General features: G+C 67.9%; 13 protein-coding genes. 5 read left to right on the forward strand and 8 right to left on the reverse strand.

All coding sequences use genetic code 11. From position 1 onward, the window contains the following. The first annotated feature begins 17 nt into the window (after nt 1-17). Nucleotides 18-1,211, forward strand: a complete 1,194-nt coding sequence (locus tag C1933_RS05975; protein ID WP_108752518.1) for a cellulase family glycosylhydrolase — start codon at nt 18-20, stop codon at nt 1,209-1,211. A gap of 112 nt (nt 1,212-1,323) precedes the next feature. On the opposite strand, the gene katG is transcribed toward C1933_RS05975, so the two are convergent. The 4 genes from katG to C1933_RS05995 form a co-directional block, all read right to left on the reverse strand. Continuing rightward, a complete protein-coding gene (gene katG / locus C1933_RS05980) occupies nt 1,324-3,564 on the reverse strand; it encodes a catalase/peroxidase HPI (protein ID WP_108752519.1) in 2,241 nt (746 codons plus the stop codon). A 143-nt stretch (nt 3,565-3,707) separates the two neighbouring features. Next, a complete protein-coding gene (locus C1933_RS05985) occupies nt 3,708-4,310 on the reverse strand; it encodes a DUF937 domain-containing protein (protein WP_108752520.1) in 603 nt (200 codons plus the stop codon). A 133-nt stretch (nt 4,311-4,443) separates the two neighbouring features. After that, nucleotides 4,444-7,035, reverse strand: a complete 2,592-nt coding sequence (gene mutS / locus C1933_RS05990) for a DNA mismatch repair protein MutS (RefSeq protein ID WP_108752521.1) — start codon at nt 7,033-7,035, stop codon at nt 4,444-4,446. Nucleotides 7,036-7,147: 112 nt separating this feature from the next. Further along, nucleotides 7,148-7,552, reverse strand: coding sequence for a barstar family protein (locus tag C1933_RS05995; RefSeq protein ID WP_108752522.1), 405 nt, complete (start codon nt 7,550-7,552; stop codon nt 7,148-7,150). A gap of 154 nt (nt 7,553-7,706) precedes the next feature. Here C1933_RS05995 and C1933_RS06000 point away from each other — a divergent pair, with 154 nt between their 5' ends. Both C1933_RS06000 and C1933_RS06005 read left to right on the forward strand, forming a co-directional pair. After that, complete coding sequence (locus C1933_RS06000) at nt 7,707-8,069, forward strand: glycine zipper 2TM domain-containing protein (protein WP_108752523.1); 363 nt, start codon at nt 7,707-7,709, stop codon at nt 8,067-8,069. 129 nt (nt 8,070-8,198) lie between these two features. Continuing rightward, nucleotides 8,199-9,584 (forward strand): hypothetical protein, encoded by a 1,386-nt coding sequence (locus C1933_RS06005; RefSeq protein ID WP_108752524.1) that lies wholly within the window; start codon nt 8,199-8,201, stop codon nt 9,582-9,584. Here the strand turns inward: C1933_RS06005 and C1933_RS06010 are convergent. From C1933_RS06010 to C1933_RS06025, 4 genes are read right to left on the reverse strand one after another with little or no spacing between them, the layout of a single operon-like run. After that, a complete protein-coding gene (locus tag C1933_RS06010; protein ID WP_108752525.1) occupies nt 9,581-10,702 on the reverse strand; it encodes an ABC transporter permease in 1,122 nt (373 codons plus the stop codon). The genes C1933_RS06005 and C1933_RS06010 overlap by 4 nt on opposite strands. Beyond that, nucleotides 10,699-11,886, reverse strand: a complete 1,188-nt coding sequence (locus tag C1933_RS06015; RefSeq protein ID WP_108752526.1) for an ABC transporter permease — start codon at nt 11,884-11,886, stop codon at nt 10,699-10,701. Before C1933_RS06015 ends, C1933_RS06010 begins: the two co-directional genes overlap by 4 nt. Further along, nucleotides 11,871-12,884 (reverse strand): efflux RND transporter periplasmic adaptor subunit, encoded by a 1,014-nt coding sequence (locus C1933_RS06020; protein ID WP_108752527.1) that lies wholly within the window; start codon nt 12,882-12,884, stop codon nt 11,871-11,873. The genes C1933_RS06015 and C1933_RS06020 overlap by 16 nt, the downstream gene beginning before the upstream one ends. Beyond that, nucleotides 12,877-14,226 carry a TolC family protein gene (locus C1933_RS06025; protein WP_234412369.1) on the reverse strand — a complete coding sequence of 450 codons (1,350 nt, stop codon included), beginning with the start codon at nt 14,224-14,226 and terminating at the stop codon, nt 12,877-12,879. Before C1933_RS06025 ends, C1933_RS06020 begins: the two co-directional genes overlap by 8 nt. A 170-nt stretch (nt 14,227-14,396) precedes the next feature. Between C1933_RS06025 and C1933_RS06030 the strand changes: the two genes are divergently transcribed. Beyond that, nucleotides 14,397-14,948, forward strand: a complete 552-nt coding sequence (locus tag C1933_RS06030) for a hypothetical protein (RefSeq protein WP_108752528.1) — start codon at nt 14,397-14,399, stop codon at nt 14,946-14,948. 177 nt (nt 14,949-15,125) lie between these two features. Beyond that, nucleotides 15,126-15,794, forward strand: coding sequence for a hypothetical protein (locus C1933_RS06035; protein ID WP_108752529.1), 669 nt, complete (start codon nt 15,126-15,128; stop codon nt 15,792-15,794). Nucleotides 15,795-15,889: the final 95 nt, after the last annotated feature.

Raw genomic sequence — 15,889 nt, forward strand, 5'->3', positions numbered from 1 at the left:
CTTCATGGAAGACCCGCATGTTCCTCCGCCGCACCCTGCTGTGCCTGGCCCTGGCCACCGCCGCTCCGGCGTTCGCCGCTGACATCACCTTCTGGGATACGCCGCAGCGCGGTGGCAACAGCTTCAACGAAAACCCGCCCGACCGTGCCTATTTCCAGGCGCTGCGGGACACCGGCGCGACTTGGGTGCGGTTGAGCCCGGACAAATGGAAAAGTGCCAGCGGCCGCGACTTCCTGATGGGCGATGCCGACCACTACCAAGGGCTGGTGCAGGCCGACGTGGCCACCCTGCGCCGCGCGCTGGATGACGCCAATGCCTCGGGCCTGAAGGTGGTGCTGGTGCCGCTGTCGCTGCCCCTGCTGCGCTGGAGGCAGAAGAACAATGACGTGGTCGACCAGCGGTTGTGGCAGTCGATGGACAACCACCTGCCTGCGCAGCGCTTCTGGCGCGACCTGGCCACCGCGTTGAAGGGCCACCCCGCGCTGGCCGCCTACAACCTCATCAACGAGCCGGCGCCGGAATACGGCACCGCGCTGGCCGAGCACGCCCCGCGCGAGGCGATGAAGCAGTGGTATGCCGATGTGGAGGACGGCCCGCGCGATCTGCGCGTGCTGTACCGCGGGCTGATCGCCAGCGTGCGTGCGGTGGATGCGGACATGCCGTTGATGCTCGATGCCGGCTGGTACGCGGCGGCCGATGCCTTCGATTACTGGCCGGGGCCGCTGGACGATTCGAAGCTGCTGTACAGCGTGCACATGTATGAGCCCTATGCGGCCACCAGTGCGCCCAACCAGAAGCGCGCCACGCCGTACCGCTACCCGGCCGTGGTGCGGTTCGGCGCGGGAAAGCAGCGCTGGGATGCGGAGCGCGTGCGCAGTTACCTGCAGCAGCCGATGGACTGGGCGAAGACCCATGGCATCGGTGCCAACCGGATGGTGATCGGTGAGTTCGGCTGCATGCGCCGCTGGCCGGATTGTGGCGCCTACCTGCGTGACGTGCTGGCCGTAGCCGAGCAGCAGCAGGTGCACTGGGCGTTCTATGCCTTCCGCGAGGATGGCTGGGACGGCATGGATTACGAGCTGGGTGACAAGGCGCTGCCCTGGTCGTACTGGCAGGCGGTGGAGAAGGGTGGGGTGGCGCAGCCACCGCGATCGATGCAGGCGGCGGTGTTCGCGCCGATTCTGGAGCGGTTGAAGGCCGGGGCGCGTTGAGAGCGCCCCGGCTGCTGAGACCGTGCGAACCAACGGTTCGCACCGGAGAGCGTGCCAACCAAGGTTGGCACCTACCAAACGTGCCAACCAAGGTTGGCACCTACCAGACGTGTCAGCCGTGCAGGTCGTAGCGGTCCAGTTCCATCACCCGCGTCCAGGCGGCAATGAAATCCTGCACGAACTTCTTCTCGCCATCGGCACTGGCATACACCTCGGCCAGGGCGCGCAGCACGGCATTGGAACCGAACACCAGGTCGGCGCGGGTGCCGGTCCAGCGGGCGGCGCCGTCGTTGCGGCCACTGCCTTCGTAGCTTTCGCGACCAGTGGCCTTCCACTGCGTGCCCATGTCCAGCAGGTTCACGAAGAAGTCGTTGCTGAGCGTGCCCGGGCGCGCGGTGAACACGCCATGCTTGCCGCCATCGGCGTTGGCACCGAGCACGCGCAGGCCGCCGACCAGCGCGGTCATCTCCGGCGCGGTCAGGGTCAGCAGCTGTGCCTTGTCGATCAGCAGCGCTTCGCCCGGCACCGCGTAGGCGCCCTTCAGGTAATTGCGGAAGCCATCGGCGGCCGGTTCCAGCACCGCGAACGATTCCACATCGGTCTGTTCCTGGCTGGCATCGGTGCGGCCCGGGGTGAACGGCACGCTGACCTCATGGCCACCGGCCTTGGCCGCCTGTTCCACGCCCACGCCACCGGCCAGCACGATAAGGTCGGCCAGCGACACCTGCTTGCTGCTGCCGGCATTGAACGCGGCCTGCACCTTTTCCAGCGCGGCCAGCACCTTGGCCAGCTGCTGCGGCTGGTTCACCGCCCAGTCCTTCTGCGGGGCCAGGCGCACGCGTGCACCGTTGGCACCACCGCGCTTGTCCGAGCCGCGGAAGGTGGAGGCCGACGCCCAGGCGGTGGACACCAGCTCGGCCACGCTCAGGCCGCTGGCGGCGATCTGCTGCTTCAGCGCGGCGATGTCCTTGGCGTCGATCAGCGGGTGCTGCGCTTCCGGCAGCGGGTCCTGCCAGATGAACTGTTCGGCCGGAATTTCCGGGCCGAGGTAACGCGCGCGCGGGCCCATGTCACGGTGGGTCAGCTTGAACCAGGCGCGGGCGAAGGCATCGGCGAAGGCCTGCGGGTTTTCCAGGAAACGGCGCGACACCTTTTCGTAGGCAGGGTCCATGCGCAGCGCCAGATCGGTGGTGAGCATGGTGGGGCGGTGCTTCTTCGACGGATCGTGCGCGTCGGGAATTACCGCGTCGGCGTTCTTGGCCACCCATTGGTGGGCACCGGCCGGGCTCTTGGTCAGTTCCCATTCGTTGCCGAACAGGATTTCGAAGAAGTCGTGGCTCCACTGTGCCGGGGTGCGGGTCCAGGTGACTTCCAGGCCGCTCGTGATGGTGTCGCCACCCTTGCCACTGCGGAAGCTGTTGGCCCAGCCCAGGCCCTGGTTTTCCAGATCGGCCGCTTCCGGTTCCTTGCCCACGTTGTCGGCCGGGCCGGCGCCGTGGGTCTTGCCGAAGCTGTGGCCACCGGCGATCAGGGCGACGGTTTCTTCATCGTCCATGGCCATGCGACCGAAGGTATCGCGGATGTCATGCGCGGCCAGCACCGGGTCGGGGTTGCCGTCCGGGCCTTCCGGGTTCACGTAGATCAGGCCCATCTGCACTGCGGCCAGCGGGTTTTCCAGCTTGCGCGAATGCACATCGCCGTCGGCATCATCGTCGGACACCAGTACGCCGTGGTCTTCCTGCACACCTTCGGAGCCGTGCTTGTAGCGCACGTCGCCGCCCAGCCAGGTGGTCTCGCGGCCCCAGTACACGTCCTGATCCGGTTCCCAGGTATCGGGGCGGCCGCCGGCGAAGCCCAGCGTCTTGAAGCCCATCGATTCCAGTGCGACGTTGCCGGTAAGGATGAGCAGGTCGGCCCAGGAAATGGCCTGGCCGTACTTCTGCTTGATCGGCCATAGCAGGCGCCGTGCCTTGTCCAGGCTGACGTTGTCCGGCCAGCTGTTGAGCGGAGCGAAGCGCTGCTGGCCGCGACCGCCGCCACCGCGGCCATCGCCGATGCGGTAGGTGCCGGCGCTGTGCCAGGCCATGCGGATGAACAGGCCACCGTAGTGGCCGAAGTCGGCCGGCCACCAGTCCTGCGAATCGGTCATCAGTGCCTTCAGGTCGGCCTTCAGGGCGGCGTAGTCCAGGCCTTGGAACGCCTTGGCGTAATCGAAGCCGGCATCGAGCGGGTTGGAGCGCGCGGAGTGCTGGTTCAGCAGGTCCACGCGCAACTGGTTCGGCCACCAGTCGCGGTTGGTCGTGGCGTCACCGACCACGGCATGGTTGAAGGGGCACTTGGCTTCGCTTTTCATGGGTATCTACCTGTGGGCTGGCGAAATGGGAATCGGGTTCAAGCCCACGATAGGCAGGGCCTGGCGATCGGTAAATTCGATTGATTCAACCAATGCGATAGTGGTGATCTATGGTGCCGTCTGCATAGGACGGTCGTGGCTGATCAGCGCTTCAACAGGCCGGCGCCCAGTTTCATCAGGTCGCTGGCGCCGAACTGGCCATCGCCGTCCTGGTCCAGGGCGCCGCCCAGCAGGCTGCCCAGGCCGCCGCCGCTCTGCGTTTCCTGCCCCAGCGCGCTGCTGAGTTCGGTGGCATTGCCCTGCTGGGCAAACCGCTGGGCCAAAAACGACATGACGATGGGGGCGAGGATCGCCAGCAGCTTGCCGGAGGTGCCGCTGTCCAGCCCGGTCTTCTGGCCCAGGGCCGCGGCCGCCTGCGGCTGCTGGCCGCCGAACACATGGCCGAGGATGCCGGCGCCGTCGGTGGCACCGCTGCCGCCGCCGCCCATCACCGCGCCGAGGATGCCGCCCAGGTCGAAGCCGCCGCCGCCGCCGCTGTGGTCGCGCTGCAGGGCATTGAGCAGGGACTGCGCGCCCTGCGGTTCACTGGCGTTCTGGCCCATTGCGCCCAGCAGCAGGGGCAGGGCGCTGCCCACGGCCTGGCTGGTCTGCGCGCTGTCCAGTCCAAGCTGCTGCGATACCTGCAGCAGGCCCTGGCCCTGCTGCAGTTGCTGGAACAGGGATGCGGCGAGGGATTGGGTATTCATGGCGGTCTCCGTTCAGTGAAGGAAGGACCGCCTGAGCATAACGCCGGGTACACGACGGAAATGCGAAGGGTTCATGGCGCCGGGGCGGGCGCCATGCCGACAGGTAGCGCCGGGCCATGCCCGGCGGGTGCCGTTACAACAACGCCTTCAACCGGTACAGCGCTTCCAGCGCCTGCTTCGGGGTCAGCTCGTCAGGATCGATCGCCGCCAGCGCTTCCTGCGCCTTGCTCGATGGCGCGGCGAACAGGCCGAACTGCTGCGGTGCATCCAGCGCCTGCGGGGCCACGGCGGCCGCATGGCTTTCGCCACCGCGCTGTTCCAGCTCGGCCAGGCGGCGCCGTGCCTGCGCCACGGTGGCGCGCGGCAGGCCGGCCAGCGCGGCTACCTGCAGGCCGAAGCTGCGGTTGGCCGGGCCGTCCTTCACTGCATGCATGAACACCAGTGCCTCGCCATGCTCGACCGCATCCAGGTGCACGTTGGCAATGCCACTGGCACCGCCTTCGTGCTGCTCGTCGGCCAGCGCGGTCAGTTCGAAGTAGTGGGTGGCAAACAGCGTGTAGCAGCGGTTCTGGTAGGCCAGGTGGCGCGCGACCGCATCGGCCAGGGCCAGGCCGTCGTAGGTGGACGTGCCACGGCCGATCTCGTCCATCAGCACCAGCGAATGCGCGGTGGCGTGGTGCAGGATGTAGCTGGTTTCGGCCATTTCCACCATGAAGGTGGACTGCCCGCGGGCCAGGTCGTCGCCGGCGCCGATGCGGGTGAGGATGCGGTCGATCGGGCCGATCAGGGCGCGGCTGGCCGGCACGAAGCTGCCGATGTGGGCCAGCAGCACGATCAGCGCGTTCTGCCGCATGTAGGTCGACTTACCGCCCATGTTCGGGCCGGTGATGACCAGCATGCGACGGTCCGGGTGCAGGTCCAGATCGTTGGGTTCGAAGGGCTGTTCGCGCACCGCTTCCACCACCGGGTGGCGGCCGCGTTCGATCTTCAGGCAGGGCTCGGCCTGCAGTTCCGGGCGCGCCCAGTCCAGCGCCTGTGCGCGTTCGGCGAAGGCGGCCAGTACGTCCAGTTCGCTCAGCGCGGCGGCGCACTGCTTCAGCGGTTCCAGCTGGCCGCCCAGGGTGTCCAGCAGTTGTTCGTAGAGGTACTTTTCGCGCGACAGCGAACGATCGCGCGCGGACAGTACTTTGTCTTCGAACGCCTTCAGTTCTTCGGTGATGTAACGCTCGGCATTGGTGAGCGTCTGCCGGCGGGTGTAGTGCACCGGCGCGCGGTCGGACTGGCCCTTGCTGATTTCGATGTAGTAGCCGTGCACGCGGTTGTAGCCCACCTTCAGGGTGGGAATGCCGCTGCTCTCGCGCTCGCGCAGTTCCAGGTCAACCAGGAACTGGTCGGCGTGGGTGGACAGGCGGCGCAGCTCGTCCAGTTCGGCATCGAAGCCATCGGCCAGCACGCCGCCATCGCTCAGCTTCAGCGGCGGCATTTCGGCAATGGCGCTGGCCAGCAGGTGCGCGCATTCGTCGTGCTCGCCCAGCGCGGCGTGCAGGGTCTGCAGGCGCGGCGAATCCAGCGGTGCCAGCACCTCGCGCACGGCCGGCAGCAGGCCCAGGCCATCGCGCAGGGTGGAAAAATCACGCGGGCGCGCCGAACGCAGCGCCACGCGGGTAAGAATGCGTTCCAGATCGCCCAGGCGGCGGAACTGTTCGCGGATGTCTGCATCGCTGCCGCGGTCGATCAGCGTTTCCACCGCATGGTGGCGCTGTACCAGCACCTCACGCAGGCGCAGCGGGCGGTGCAGCCAGCGCCGCAGCAGGCGGCCGCCCATCGGCGTGACCGTGCTGTCGAGCACGCCCAGCAGGGTGTTGCGGGTATCGCCGTCCACCCGCGTGTCCAGTTCCAGGTGGCGGCGGGTGGCGGCGTTCATCGCGATCGCCTCACCGGCGGTTTCCATCGCAATGGAGGTCAGGTGCGGCAGGCGCTGCTTCTGGGTTTCTTCCACGTAGCCCAGCAGTGCACCGGCGGCAGCGGTGGCACGCGGCTTGTCGTCGATGCCGAAGCCGCTGAGGTCGTGCAGCTTGAAGAAGGCCAGCAGCTGGCGGCGGCCACTGTCGGCATCGAACAGCCACGGCGCGCGGCGGCGCACACCGGTGCGCTGGCGCAGGAACTCGGGCCAGTTCTCTTCGTCGGGCACCAGCAGTTCGGCCGGTTCCAGGCGGGCCAGTTCGGCTTCCAGCGCGTCGTCGGTTTCCACTTCGTTGACCAGGAAGCGGCCACCGGCCAGATCGGCCCAGGCCAGGCCATAGCCCTGCTTGCTGCGCGACAGCGCCATCAGCAGGGTGTCGCGGCGCTCGTCCAGCAGGGCCTCGTCGGTAACGGTGCCGGGGGTGACGATGCGCACCACCTTGCGTTCCACCAGGCCCTTGGCCAGCGCCGGGTCGCCGATCTGTTCGCAGATGGCCACCGATTCGCCCAGCGCCACCAGCCGCGCCAGGTAGCCTTCGTAGGCGTGCACCGGCACACCGGCCATGGGAATGGGCGCGCCGCCGGAGCTGCCGCGCTGGGTCAGGGTGATGTCCAGCAGCCGCGCCGCCTTGCGGGCGTCGTCGTAGAACAGTTCGTAGAAGTCGCCCATGCGGAAGAACAGCAGCAGGTCCGGGTAGTCGGACTTGGCTGCGAAGAACTGCTTCATCAGCGGGGTGTGTTCGGCGGACTTGTCTTTGGACATGGGGCTCGTGGATCTGGGGTGTCCGCCGCGGGCAGGCCGCAGGGCGGAGACGGGTACAGGGCTGCCCATGGTAACGGCTAGGGGTGGCTCGGCGCGCCCCCGCCAAGCGCCCTCACTGCATCTGCAGGCTGATGTTCGGATGCCCGGCGAAGATCTCCATCACGATCTCGAAGTAGGTTTCGCCTTCGCCGCGCTGCAGCGCCCGAAGTTGTCGCGTGATGGCTGCGGTGTTGAACGTGGCCGTGTTGTCGAGCTTGTCCTTCAGCCATGCCCGGGTGGTGGCTTCACCCAGCGCGTGGCGCGTCTGGGCGATGTCCTTCCAGACCAGCGTTGCCGTGGCGTGCCCGGCCAGCACCCCGTATCCGCCATACAGCAGGTCGTCCAAGGCATCCAGGCTTGGGCCCAGCTGCCAGTCTTCGCCCGCCATGAAGACGCGGTTGATTTCGGCATAGAAGCTGGCGATGTCATGCACGGCGCTGCCTTCCAGCACCAGTTCCAGCGGCGCATCGTTGTGCATGCAGGAGCCTCAATCGACGGTTTCATCACTGTAGCAATGCGGCACGGCGTAGATGAACCGCACATGGCCGTTCAGCGCGCAGTGATCTGGATTTCACCTGTGGTTGCCACCGCCCACGAGACACTTGCGCCATACCGCAACACAGGAGACCGCCATGAATACTTCTATCCGCGTACTGCTGCTGGGCAGCCTTCTGGCAGCGTCGTCGGTTGCCGGTGCACAGACTTATGGCCCGCGCGATGAAGGCCGCAAGTTCAACGACGGCAGCCGCGTGGTGTGCAAGAACGTGGAAGTGCAGCGCAATTCGCGTGACCCGAACCGCATTACCGGTACCGCGACCGGTGCGGTGGTGGGTGGCCTGCTGGGTAACCAGGTGGGCGGTGGCAACGGTAAGAAGCTGGCCACCGTGGCTGGTGCCGTGGCCGGCGGTGCTGCCGGTCGCCAGATCCAGGGCAACCACCAGAGCAAGACTGGCGACCGCGTGGTCGAGCGCCGCTGCGAACGCGTGTACCGATAAACCCTTTGTAGTCCCTTCCACCTGCAGTACCCGAACGCCGGCTTCGTGCCGGCGTTCTTCGTTTGCGCGGGCGTACCACGGGGCCGGGCGGCGGCCTATACTGCGCCAACTTCCAAGGATGAACGCGCTGTGAACGAATCACCCGTTGCTGCGCCGCAAGCCGTGCCCACACCGACCCACGCCGAGCCGGAAGCGAACACCCGCTTCAGCCGGCTGCGCGAGCGTGCGGACGAGCTGGAGCTGTTCATTTCCGGCCTGCTGGCGTTTGCCCTGCTGGCCGTGCCCGGTTATCTGTTCGATGCCTGGGCGCGCAGCAGCCTGCATACCGAAGGCATGTACTTCCAGCTGCTGTGGTTTGCCTTCAGCACGGTGGTGGGCATGTGCTACGTGCTGGCGGTGGCGCTGATCGCGCACCTGACCGTGCGTGGTTACTGGATCGGCCTGGTCGGGCTGAAATCGCATTTCCCCGAGGGCATCGACTGGGCCGCGCTGCAGAAGATGGGACCGGTGTCGCGTGCCTTCCTGCGCGCGCGCGATGGCGGCCTGGACAGCAGCATCCAGCGCGCGGACCGCCTGGCCACGCTGCTGTTCTCCACCACGCTGATCTGCGTGCAGACCCTGGCCGGCACCCTGGTGCTGGCAATGGTGACCTTGGCCATTGCGATTCTGATCGCCTTCCTGGCCGGTGGTTCGGACCAGGTGGCGATGGCGGTGGTGGGCGCGTGCCTGGTGAGCCTGCTGGCGCTGGCCTTCGTGCCCTTCATGCTGGAAAAGGCCATCGCCCGCCGCCACGCACGTGGCCGCGCCAGCGAGGGGCTGGAACGCGCGCTGCAGTGCTTCCTGGCCGGCATGCAGCGGGTGCCGTTGCTGCGCTTGATGCAGACCATGCAGCTGACCATCCAGAGCAACCTGCGCTCGCGCTCGTTCATGGTGGGCTACCTGCTGGCCATTGGCGTGGCGATGGTGCTGGCGGCGGTGCAGGTGGCCGGTTCGGTGAAGTTCTCGCTGTTCAACCGCTACCAGGTGCTGACCGAGGAAGCCGTGGACAACGGCATGCTGAGCGCGCACTACGAATCACTACGTTCGACGCACGACCAGCTGCTGGCCTACCCGATGATTCCGGCCGATACGATCAGCAGTTCGCGCCTGCGGCTGTTCATTCCGCATCGCCCGCAGCGCGACAATCCGCTGGCTCGGCGCTACTGCACTGCCTTGCCCGGGGGCGAGAACAGCGCCGAAGGTGCGCCGGCGGCACGTGCGGCAGTGGACTGCCTGGCCTTGATCTGGACCGTCACCCTGGATGGCAAGCCGGTAAACCTGGCCGACTTCGTGCCGTTCGAGCGCCGCGATCTGGAAATGCGCGGGCTGGTGGGCTACCTGCCGTTGCAGGGCCTGGCGCCGGGCCGGCACGACCTGCACCTGGTCTGGCACGCGCAGGGCGAACGCACGGGGCCCGACCGTCGCCGTGAGTACCGCATTCCGTTCTGGTACACGCCCGACGACAGCAAGAATTAGTCGGAACTGCGTGGCGCGCCGCCGTGCAGGCGCCGGTAGGCCAGCGTGCCGTACAGCAGCAGCAAGCCGCCGAGGGTGATCAGTTCGTGGCGGACATCGGCCAGGCGGGCGTCCATCTGGGTCAGGCGCACCATCAGGTTGATGCCGGCGGTGGTGGGCAGCAGCTGCGACAGCCAGACCAGCGGCGTTGGGGTCATCACCGCCGGCCAGGACAGGTTGGCCAGGAAGAACAGCGGGATGGACGTGGCGATGACGTACTGGAACGCACGTTCGCGCGTGCGGAAGAAGCTGCCGACGAACAGGCCGAAGGCCACGGTGGCGGCGATGAACAACGTGCCGCCCAGCACTTGCCCCAACGGGTTGCCACCGCGCGGGTAGTCCTGCACCCAGGCAGTGAAACCGACGTAGTAGAACAACCCGAACAGGCCGATGAGGCCAAAGCCCAGCGCCATGCCCAGCAGGGTGGGCCGGTCGAAGCGCAGGCGCCGGCCCAGCGCCAGGCGGCGGCCGCCCAGCAGCACGCCGATGCCCATCAGCAGGGTCTGGTGCACGATCAGTTCGGCCACGCCCGGCACGATGGCGCTGCCGTAGCCTTCCTGGGTGTTGTACAGAGGTCGCTGCACCAGAGTGACCGGCGGTGCCTGCGGCGCGCCCATGAAGGCGGCCTGGGTGACGGCCGCATCGCGACCGAACGCGCCCAGCGCATCGGCCACGCTGCCCAGCACCCAGCTGGCGCGGCCCAGATAGGCGCCATTGCCGAGCAGTACCAGCTTGGCGGGGTGGCCGCGCAGGATGTCGCGCTCCAGGTTCGCCGGTATCAGCACGATGCCCTCGGCGTGGCCGGCTTCCAGTTGCTGGCGTGCGCTTTCGATATCTGCCGGTTGCCCGACCACGCGCGCCACGCGCAGCGCATCCAGCGTGCGCAGCAGTTCGCGGCTGGTGGCGCTGTGGTCTTCGTCCACCACCAGCACGGGCAGATCGCCGGCCACCTGGTGGCGATACGCGGCCGGGTAGAAGAACGAGTACAGGATGACCGCGCCGACCATCACCACGATGGCGTAGCGGTCCAGCAGCACGGCCATCAGGGTCTGCCGCAGGCTGCGCCACACCTCGTTCATGCGCTGCCCCTGGCCGCTTGCGTGGCCGGCGTGCTGCGGGCGAAGGCGATCAGCCGTGCGCCGCCGGTGCCGCCGGCCACCACGATCATCAGCAGCAGGGTGGCCAGTGGCCACAGCGATACCGCCAGCGGCGCGCCGACGAACTGCTGCTGGGTCTGTAGCTTGATGTAGGCGCTCAGCGGCAGCAGCAGGTGCCAGATGCGGGTGAACAGCGGCGCATCGATGACCGGGAACGTGGCGCTGGAAAACGCCAGTGCGGTGCCGATGCTCAGGCCCACCGCCGACAATGCGGTGCCCATGTCACGGGTAACGCCGACGAAGAACAGCGCGTAGCTGGCGGTGGCCAGGTAGAACAGCGGCTGTGCCAGCAGCAGCAACAGCACGCTGCCGGCAATGCCATCGCCGCGCAGCCACGCCAGGTAGGCGACACCTGCGGCGCCGTACATGGAAAACAGCAGCACGTAGGGTGCGATCTTGCCCAGCAGCGCCGACCATGGCGTGCGCCCCAGCCAAGCGCGCAGCGTGCCATCGCGGATCTCGCGGCCCAGGCTGCCGGCCACGGCCAAGGCCAGCACCAGCGACAACACCGCCGGGAAGATCAGCGGCAGCAGGAACAGTTCGTAGCTGCGCGCCGGGTTGTAGAGGATGTCCGACTGCACGGCGATGGGCGCGGCGCGCAGCTTGCCGGGGCCGACCTGCAGGCCGATGCGCTCGCGCAGCAGGCGCGCGCCCCAGGCCGATACCGCATCGCCGATATCGCGCGCGGCCGACTGCCCGGTGGTCATGTAGGTGGCGTTGTAATAGGCGAACACCGTGCCCTGGCGCCCGCGCAGGGCCTGGCGGGTGACATCGCGCGGCACCAGCACCACCGCGAACACCTGCAGGCTGCGCAGCTGCGCCTGTGCTTCGTCCAGGCTGGCCGGCTGCGTGGCCACGCGCACGCCGGGGCTGGCATCGAGCATGCGCAGCAGCAGGCGGCTGTCGCTGCTGTGGTCCAGATCGACCACGGCAATGGGCACATCGCGCATGACCGATGCGGAAAACATCCAGACCATCACCGCCAGCATCAGCAGTGGCAGCAGGGTGACCAGGGCCAGGTCGGCACGGTTGCTGCGCAGCGCACGCAGTTCGCGCCGCCATGCAGCGCCGATGCCGGTGCTGTCCGGGTTCAGTCCTGCGGCCATGCGAACAGCACGCTCATGCCGGGCCGGAAGCCTTCGACACGCTGCACCGGGCGTACCCGCACCTCGAAGCTGCGCACGTCGTAGCCCGACGATTGGCGCGTGCTGCGCCAGGTGGCGTAGTCGCCGGCCGGATTGATGAAGTACACCTCGAACGTCGCATCCTTTTCCAGCGCGGGAATCCGGCCCTGCAGGCGGCTGCCGACCTTCAGACCCTGCATCTGCGATTCACGCAGGTTCATCGACACCCACATGCGATCGATGTCGACCAGGGTGAACACCGGGAAGCCGGCCGGCACCAGTTCGCCCGGGTCGGCCATGCGTTTGTTGATCTCGCCGGCCACGGGGGCGCGGCCTTCCACTTCGGCGCGGGCGGCGTTGACTTCGGCCACCGCGCCCTGCGCCTGTTGCACCTGGCCCTGTGCGGCACGCTTGTCCTGTTCGCGTGCGCCGGCCAGGGCCATGTCGTACTGCGCGCGCGCGGCGCGGGCCAGTTCGCGCGAGCTGGTGGCCTGGGCGTGGGCTTCGTCGCGCTTCTGCCGGGTCATCACGCCTTCGTTGAACAGGTTCTGCACGCGGCCGGCGGTGGCCTCGGCCAGGGTGGCACCGGCCTCGGCGCGCTTCCAGTTGGCTTCGGCGGCACGGATGTCTTCGCGGCGCGCGCCTTCGTCGGCCTTGTCGGCCACCGCCTGGGCGGCGGCCAGCGCACCGTGGGCCTGCTGTTCCTTGGCCGCCACTTCCGGGCTGTCCAGCAGGAACACGATCTGCCCGGCCTGCACGCGGTCGCCTTCGCGCACCTTCAGTTCGGCCACGCGGGCGGTGATCTTGGCGGCCACGTTCAGCGTGTCCGCGTCGGCCATGCCCTGGATCTGGTCGGCCGGGCTGCGCCAGGCCAGCCACAGGCCCAGCACCACCACCAGCAGCAACACCACCACCAGGATCAGGCCGGTACGGCGCTTGCCCGGCGGCGTTGCTGCGTCATCGTGCAATACATCACTCATGGTCGATCACCTCGTCCGCGCGCCGCCGGTAGTCTTCGAAACGGTCCATCTGGCCACTGATCTCCAGCAACTGCGCCAGGGCTACGTCGTACTGGTAGGCCGCCTGCGAGCGCTCCACGCGGGCGCCGCCCAGGCCCAGCCGTGCATCGATCACGTCCAGCGATGTGGCCTGGCCCTCGCGGAACGCCAGTTCCTGCAGGCGCAGGTTTTCCTGTGCCTGGGCAATGCTGCTGTCCAGCAGCACGAACTGCTGGCGGGCGGTTTCCAGTTCGTTCCAGGCCTTGCGCACGCCTAGGGCGACCTGGTTCTCGGCTTCGCGCAGGCCGGCCTCGGCCTGCTCCTGCTGCGCACGTGCCGCACCGATCTGCGCCGGCCGCGAGTTGGGCGACAGGAAGGTGTACTTCAGCCCGATGCCGAACGCCCAGTCCGGGTCGGTCAGCATTTCATCGCGGCGGCGGAAGTCGTACTGGCCGAAGGCAAAGATCTGCGGTTTCAGCTTGGCCTGCTGCACGCGCACGCCCTGTTCGGCCTGCGCCACCAGCGCACGCAGGCGCGCAATCTGCGGTTGCCGCGCCTGCGCGGTGCGTTCGAAGCTGGCCACCGGTTCCAGCGGCGCGCGCTGCACGAACAGCGGCGAGGTGGGGCGGACCTGGCCGCCACTGCGCAGCAGGGTGGCCAGTGCGGCCTGCAGCGTGGCCAGATCGTTCACGCTCTTCTGGTACTCGCGCTCGGCCTTGTCGCGGGCCACGGTGGCCTGCAGGCGCTGGGCCCGCGTGGCGAAGCCTTCGCGTTCCAGTTTCTGCGCATCGGACAGATGGCGTTCCAGGCCGTCGCGCACATCGCGGCGCACGTCCACCGCCTGTTCGGCCAGGCGCTGGCCGAAGTAGGCCTGCGCCAGTTGCACGGTGATTGATTGGCGCTGCGCTTCGCGCTCGGCACTGGCCTGTTCGCTGGCGGCGCTGGCTGCGCGCTGCGCCGCGGGAATCACCCCGCCGGTGTACAGCGGCAGTACCGCGGTCACCACCGGGCGGGTGCGCCAGTCGCGTTCGGTGAAGGTCAACGGCGAGTCGATGCCGTAGGCCTCGGCCACCGGTGCCAGCGAGCCCAGCGGCAGGGTAAGGGTCTTCTGGAACTGCAGGCGGCGTACTTCGCCGGTGATCTCGGGCAGGCGCAGCAGGCGGGTGGCTTCCTGCAGTTCCTGCTTGTTGCGCACGCCGGCATCGGCGGCGGCCAGCGCGTCGGACACCTGTTCCAGCCGTTGCCGCGCCTGTTCCCAGTCCAGTGCCGGTGGTGCCGCGCTGTCAGGAAGGGACTGCGCGCCGCCGGCTGTGGGCAGCCACAGCGCACAGATCAGCAGGGGCGCGCCTGCGCGTTGCAGCCACGGGGTGGGGCGATGCCGATGCACGTGGGTCCGTCATCCGTAAAGTGTCCGGCAAAAATTAGTCGGTATGCCGTGAAGCCGTTGTAGGTACCGCGGGTGCGTGCGGCGGAAACTGCAGTACAGTCGCCGCCATGGAACAACGGCTCCGCCATCGTCGACGTGTCTGCCTGATTGCCGCGGCCCTGCTGCTGGTGGTGCAGCCTGTTGCGTTGGCCCAGGCCGAGTCCTCCGACGAAGACGATCAGCCGGCCATCGTGGGCGTGCAGGTGCAGGGCCTGGGCCGGTTCGCGCACGGCGAACAGGTGCCGCTGCCGCGCGTGCTGCAGGCGCTGGGTGCGCCGCTGCAACGCGAGGCGTCGCCATACGAATGCGGCAGTGCATACGATCACGGCGATATCCAGCTGCTGAGCTGGGCCGGGCAGGCTTGGGAAAGCGATGGCCTGACCGCGGTGCTGCGCCGCTTCGAACCGGGGCGCGCGGGCGCGCTGCTGCTGTCCAACGGGCAGCGGATCGATCTGCGCAGTACCGGGGCAAGTGTCATGCAGCAGTTGCCGCGCGCGCACGCCAGCGATGGCACCGTGCATGTGACCGCCGATCCGCGCGGACGCTTCGAGGAGCGCTATGACCTGCGCTTCGATGCGCACGGGCGGTTGTTCCAGGTCGATTACTGGATTGCCTGCTGACATCGCGCGCTGCACGCGCAGGCGGACCTCTCCATTCCATTGGTGCGGTCGTCAGGCGCCGCCTTTAACGAGACAATAACGAACCGCCGCGACACGCCGCGCGGGCCCGTTCGTGGACCTGCCCCCTGTCGCCTTTGTTTTCCGCAGTTTCGCCGCTTCCGGCGCAGGTAGTACGTAATGAAGAATGATCTCCGCCTCCTGCTGTCCCATCTGGGACGCACCTTCCTTTTCGGCTTCATGGTGACCCTGCCGCCCTTGCTGGCCTGGCTGGACATTCATTGGTTGGGCGACGCAGTGGGCGAGTGGTCACTGGTGGAATTGACCCAGGAAGGCTTCCTGGCGGCCAGCGTGCTGGCGTTCGCGCGGTTGGCGTGGCGCCGCGCCGAGGACCGGGGTTTCGCGGTGCTGGCTGCGGCCCTGTTCGCCTGCATGTTCCTGCGCGAGATGGACGAGGCGCTGGACCTGATCGCGCACGGGTTCTGGAAGTATCCGGTGACGTTGCTGATCGTCGGTTCGCTGGCCTGGGCCAGCCGTGACTGGCGCGGTGCCGTGGCCGGTCTGGTGCGCTTTCTCACCTCGCGCGCCGGCACGGTGATGACCATCGGCCTGGTGCTGCTGCTGTTCTACTCGCGCCTGATCGGCATGACCTCGTTGTGGACGGGCTTGCTGGGTGACCAGTACATCCGCGTGTTCAAGAACACCATCGAAGAAACCACCGAGTTGCTGGGCTACACCTTCATCCTGGCCGCCAGCCTGGGCTACCTGGCGCAGCGCGTGCGTGAGCCGCTGGCTGCCCGCGCGCGCAGTGAAGGCAGCGCTGTGCCGATGCAGCAGCGCCCGCTCTAAGGCGCGCGATTCGGTAGAGTCGAGCTTGCTCGACTGCTTTGGCTCTGGCGTTTCGCGCGGCTGTGCAGTCGAGCAAGCTCGACTCTACCAATGGC

The organism is Stenotrophomonas sp. ZAC14D2_NAIMI4_6, assembly GCF_003086875.1.
In the GTDB taxonomy this organism is placed as follows: Bacteria; Pseudomonadota; Gammaproteobacteria; order Xanthomonadales; family Xanthomonadaceae; genus Stenotrophomonas.

What these genes read in the sequence shown, in the direction of transcription:
- C1933_RS05975 (WP_108752518.1), top strand. Translation starts at nt 18, where the DNA reads ATGTTCCTCCGCCGCACCCTGCTGTGCCTGGCCCTGGCCACCGCCGCT.
- katG (WP_108752519.1), bottom strand. Translation starts at nt 3,564, where the DNA reads ATGAAAAGCGAAGCCAAGTGCCCCTTCAACCATGCCGTGGTCGGTGAC.
- C1933_RS05985 (WP_108752520.1), bottom strand. Translation starts at nt 4,310, where the DNA reads ATGAATACCCAATCCCTCGCCGCATCCCTGTTCCAGCAACTGCAGCAG.
- mutS (WP_108752521.1), bottom strand. Translation starts at nt 7,035, where the DNA reads ATGTCCAAAGACAAGTCCGCCGAACACACCCCGCTGATGAAGCAGTTC.
- C1933_RS05995 (WP_108752522.1), bottom strand. Translation starts at nt 7,552, where the DNA reads ATGCACAACGATGCGCCGCTGGAACTGGTGCTGGAAGGCAGCGCCGTG.
- C1933_RS06000 (WP_108752523.1), top strand. Translation starts at nt 7,707, where the DNA reads ATGAATACTTCTATCCGCGTACTGCTGCTGGGCAGCCTTCTGGCAGCG.
- C1933_RS06010 (WP_108752525.1), bottom strand. Translation starts at nt 10,702, where the DNA reads ATGAACGAGGTGTGGCGCAGCCTGCGGCAGACCCTGATGGCCGTGCTG.
- C1933_RS06015 (WP_108752526.1), bottom strand. Translation starts at nt 11,886, where the DNA reads ATGGCCGCAGGACTGAACCCGGACAGCACCGGCATCGGCGCTGCATGG.
- C1933_RS06020 (WP_108752527.1), bottom strand. Translation starts at nt 12,884, where the DNA reads ATGAGTGATGTATTGCACGATGACGCAGCAACGCCGCCGGGCAAGCGC.
- C1933_RS06030 (WP_108752528.1), top strand. Translation starts at nt 14,397, where the DNA reads ATGGAACAACGGCTCCGCCATCGTCGACGTGTCTGCCTGATTGCCGCG.
- C1933_RS06035 (WP_108752529.1), top strand. Translation starts at nt 15,126, where the DNA reads ATGAAGAATGATCTCCGCCTCCTGCTGTCCCATCTGGGACGCACCTTC.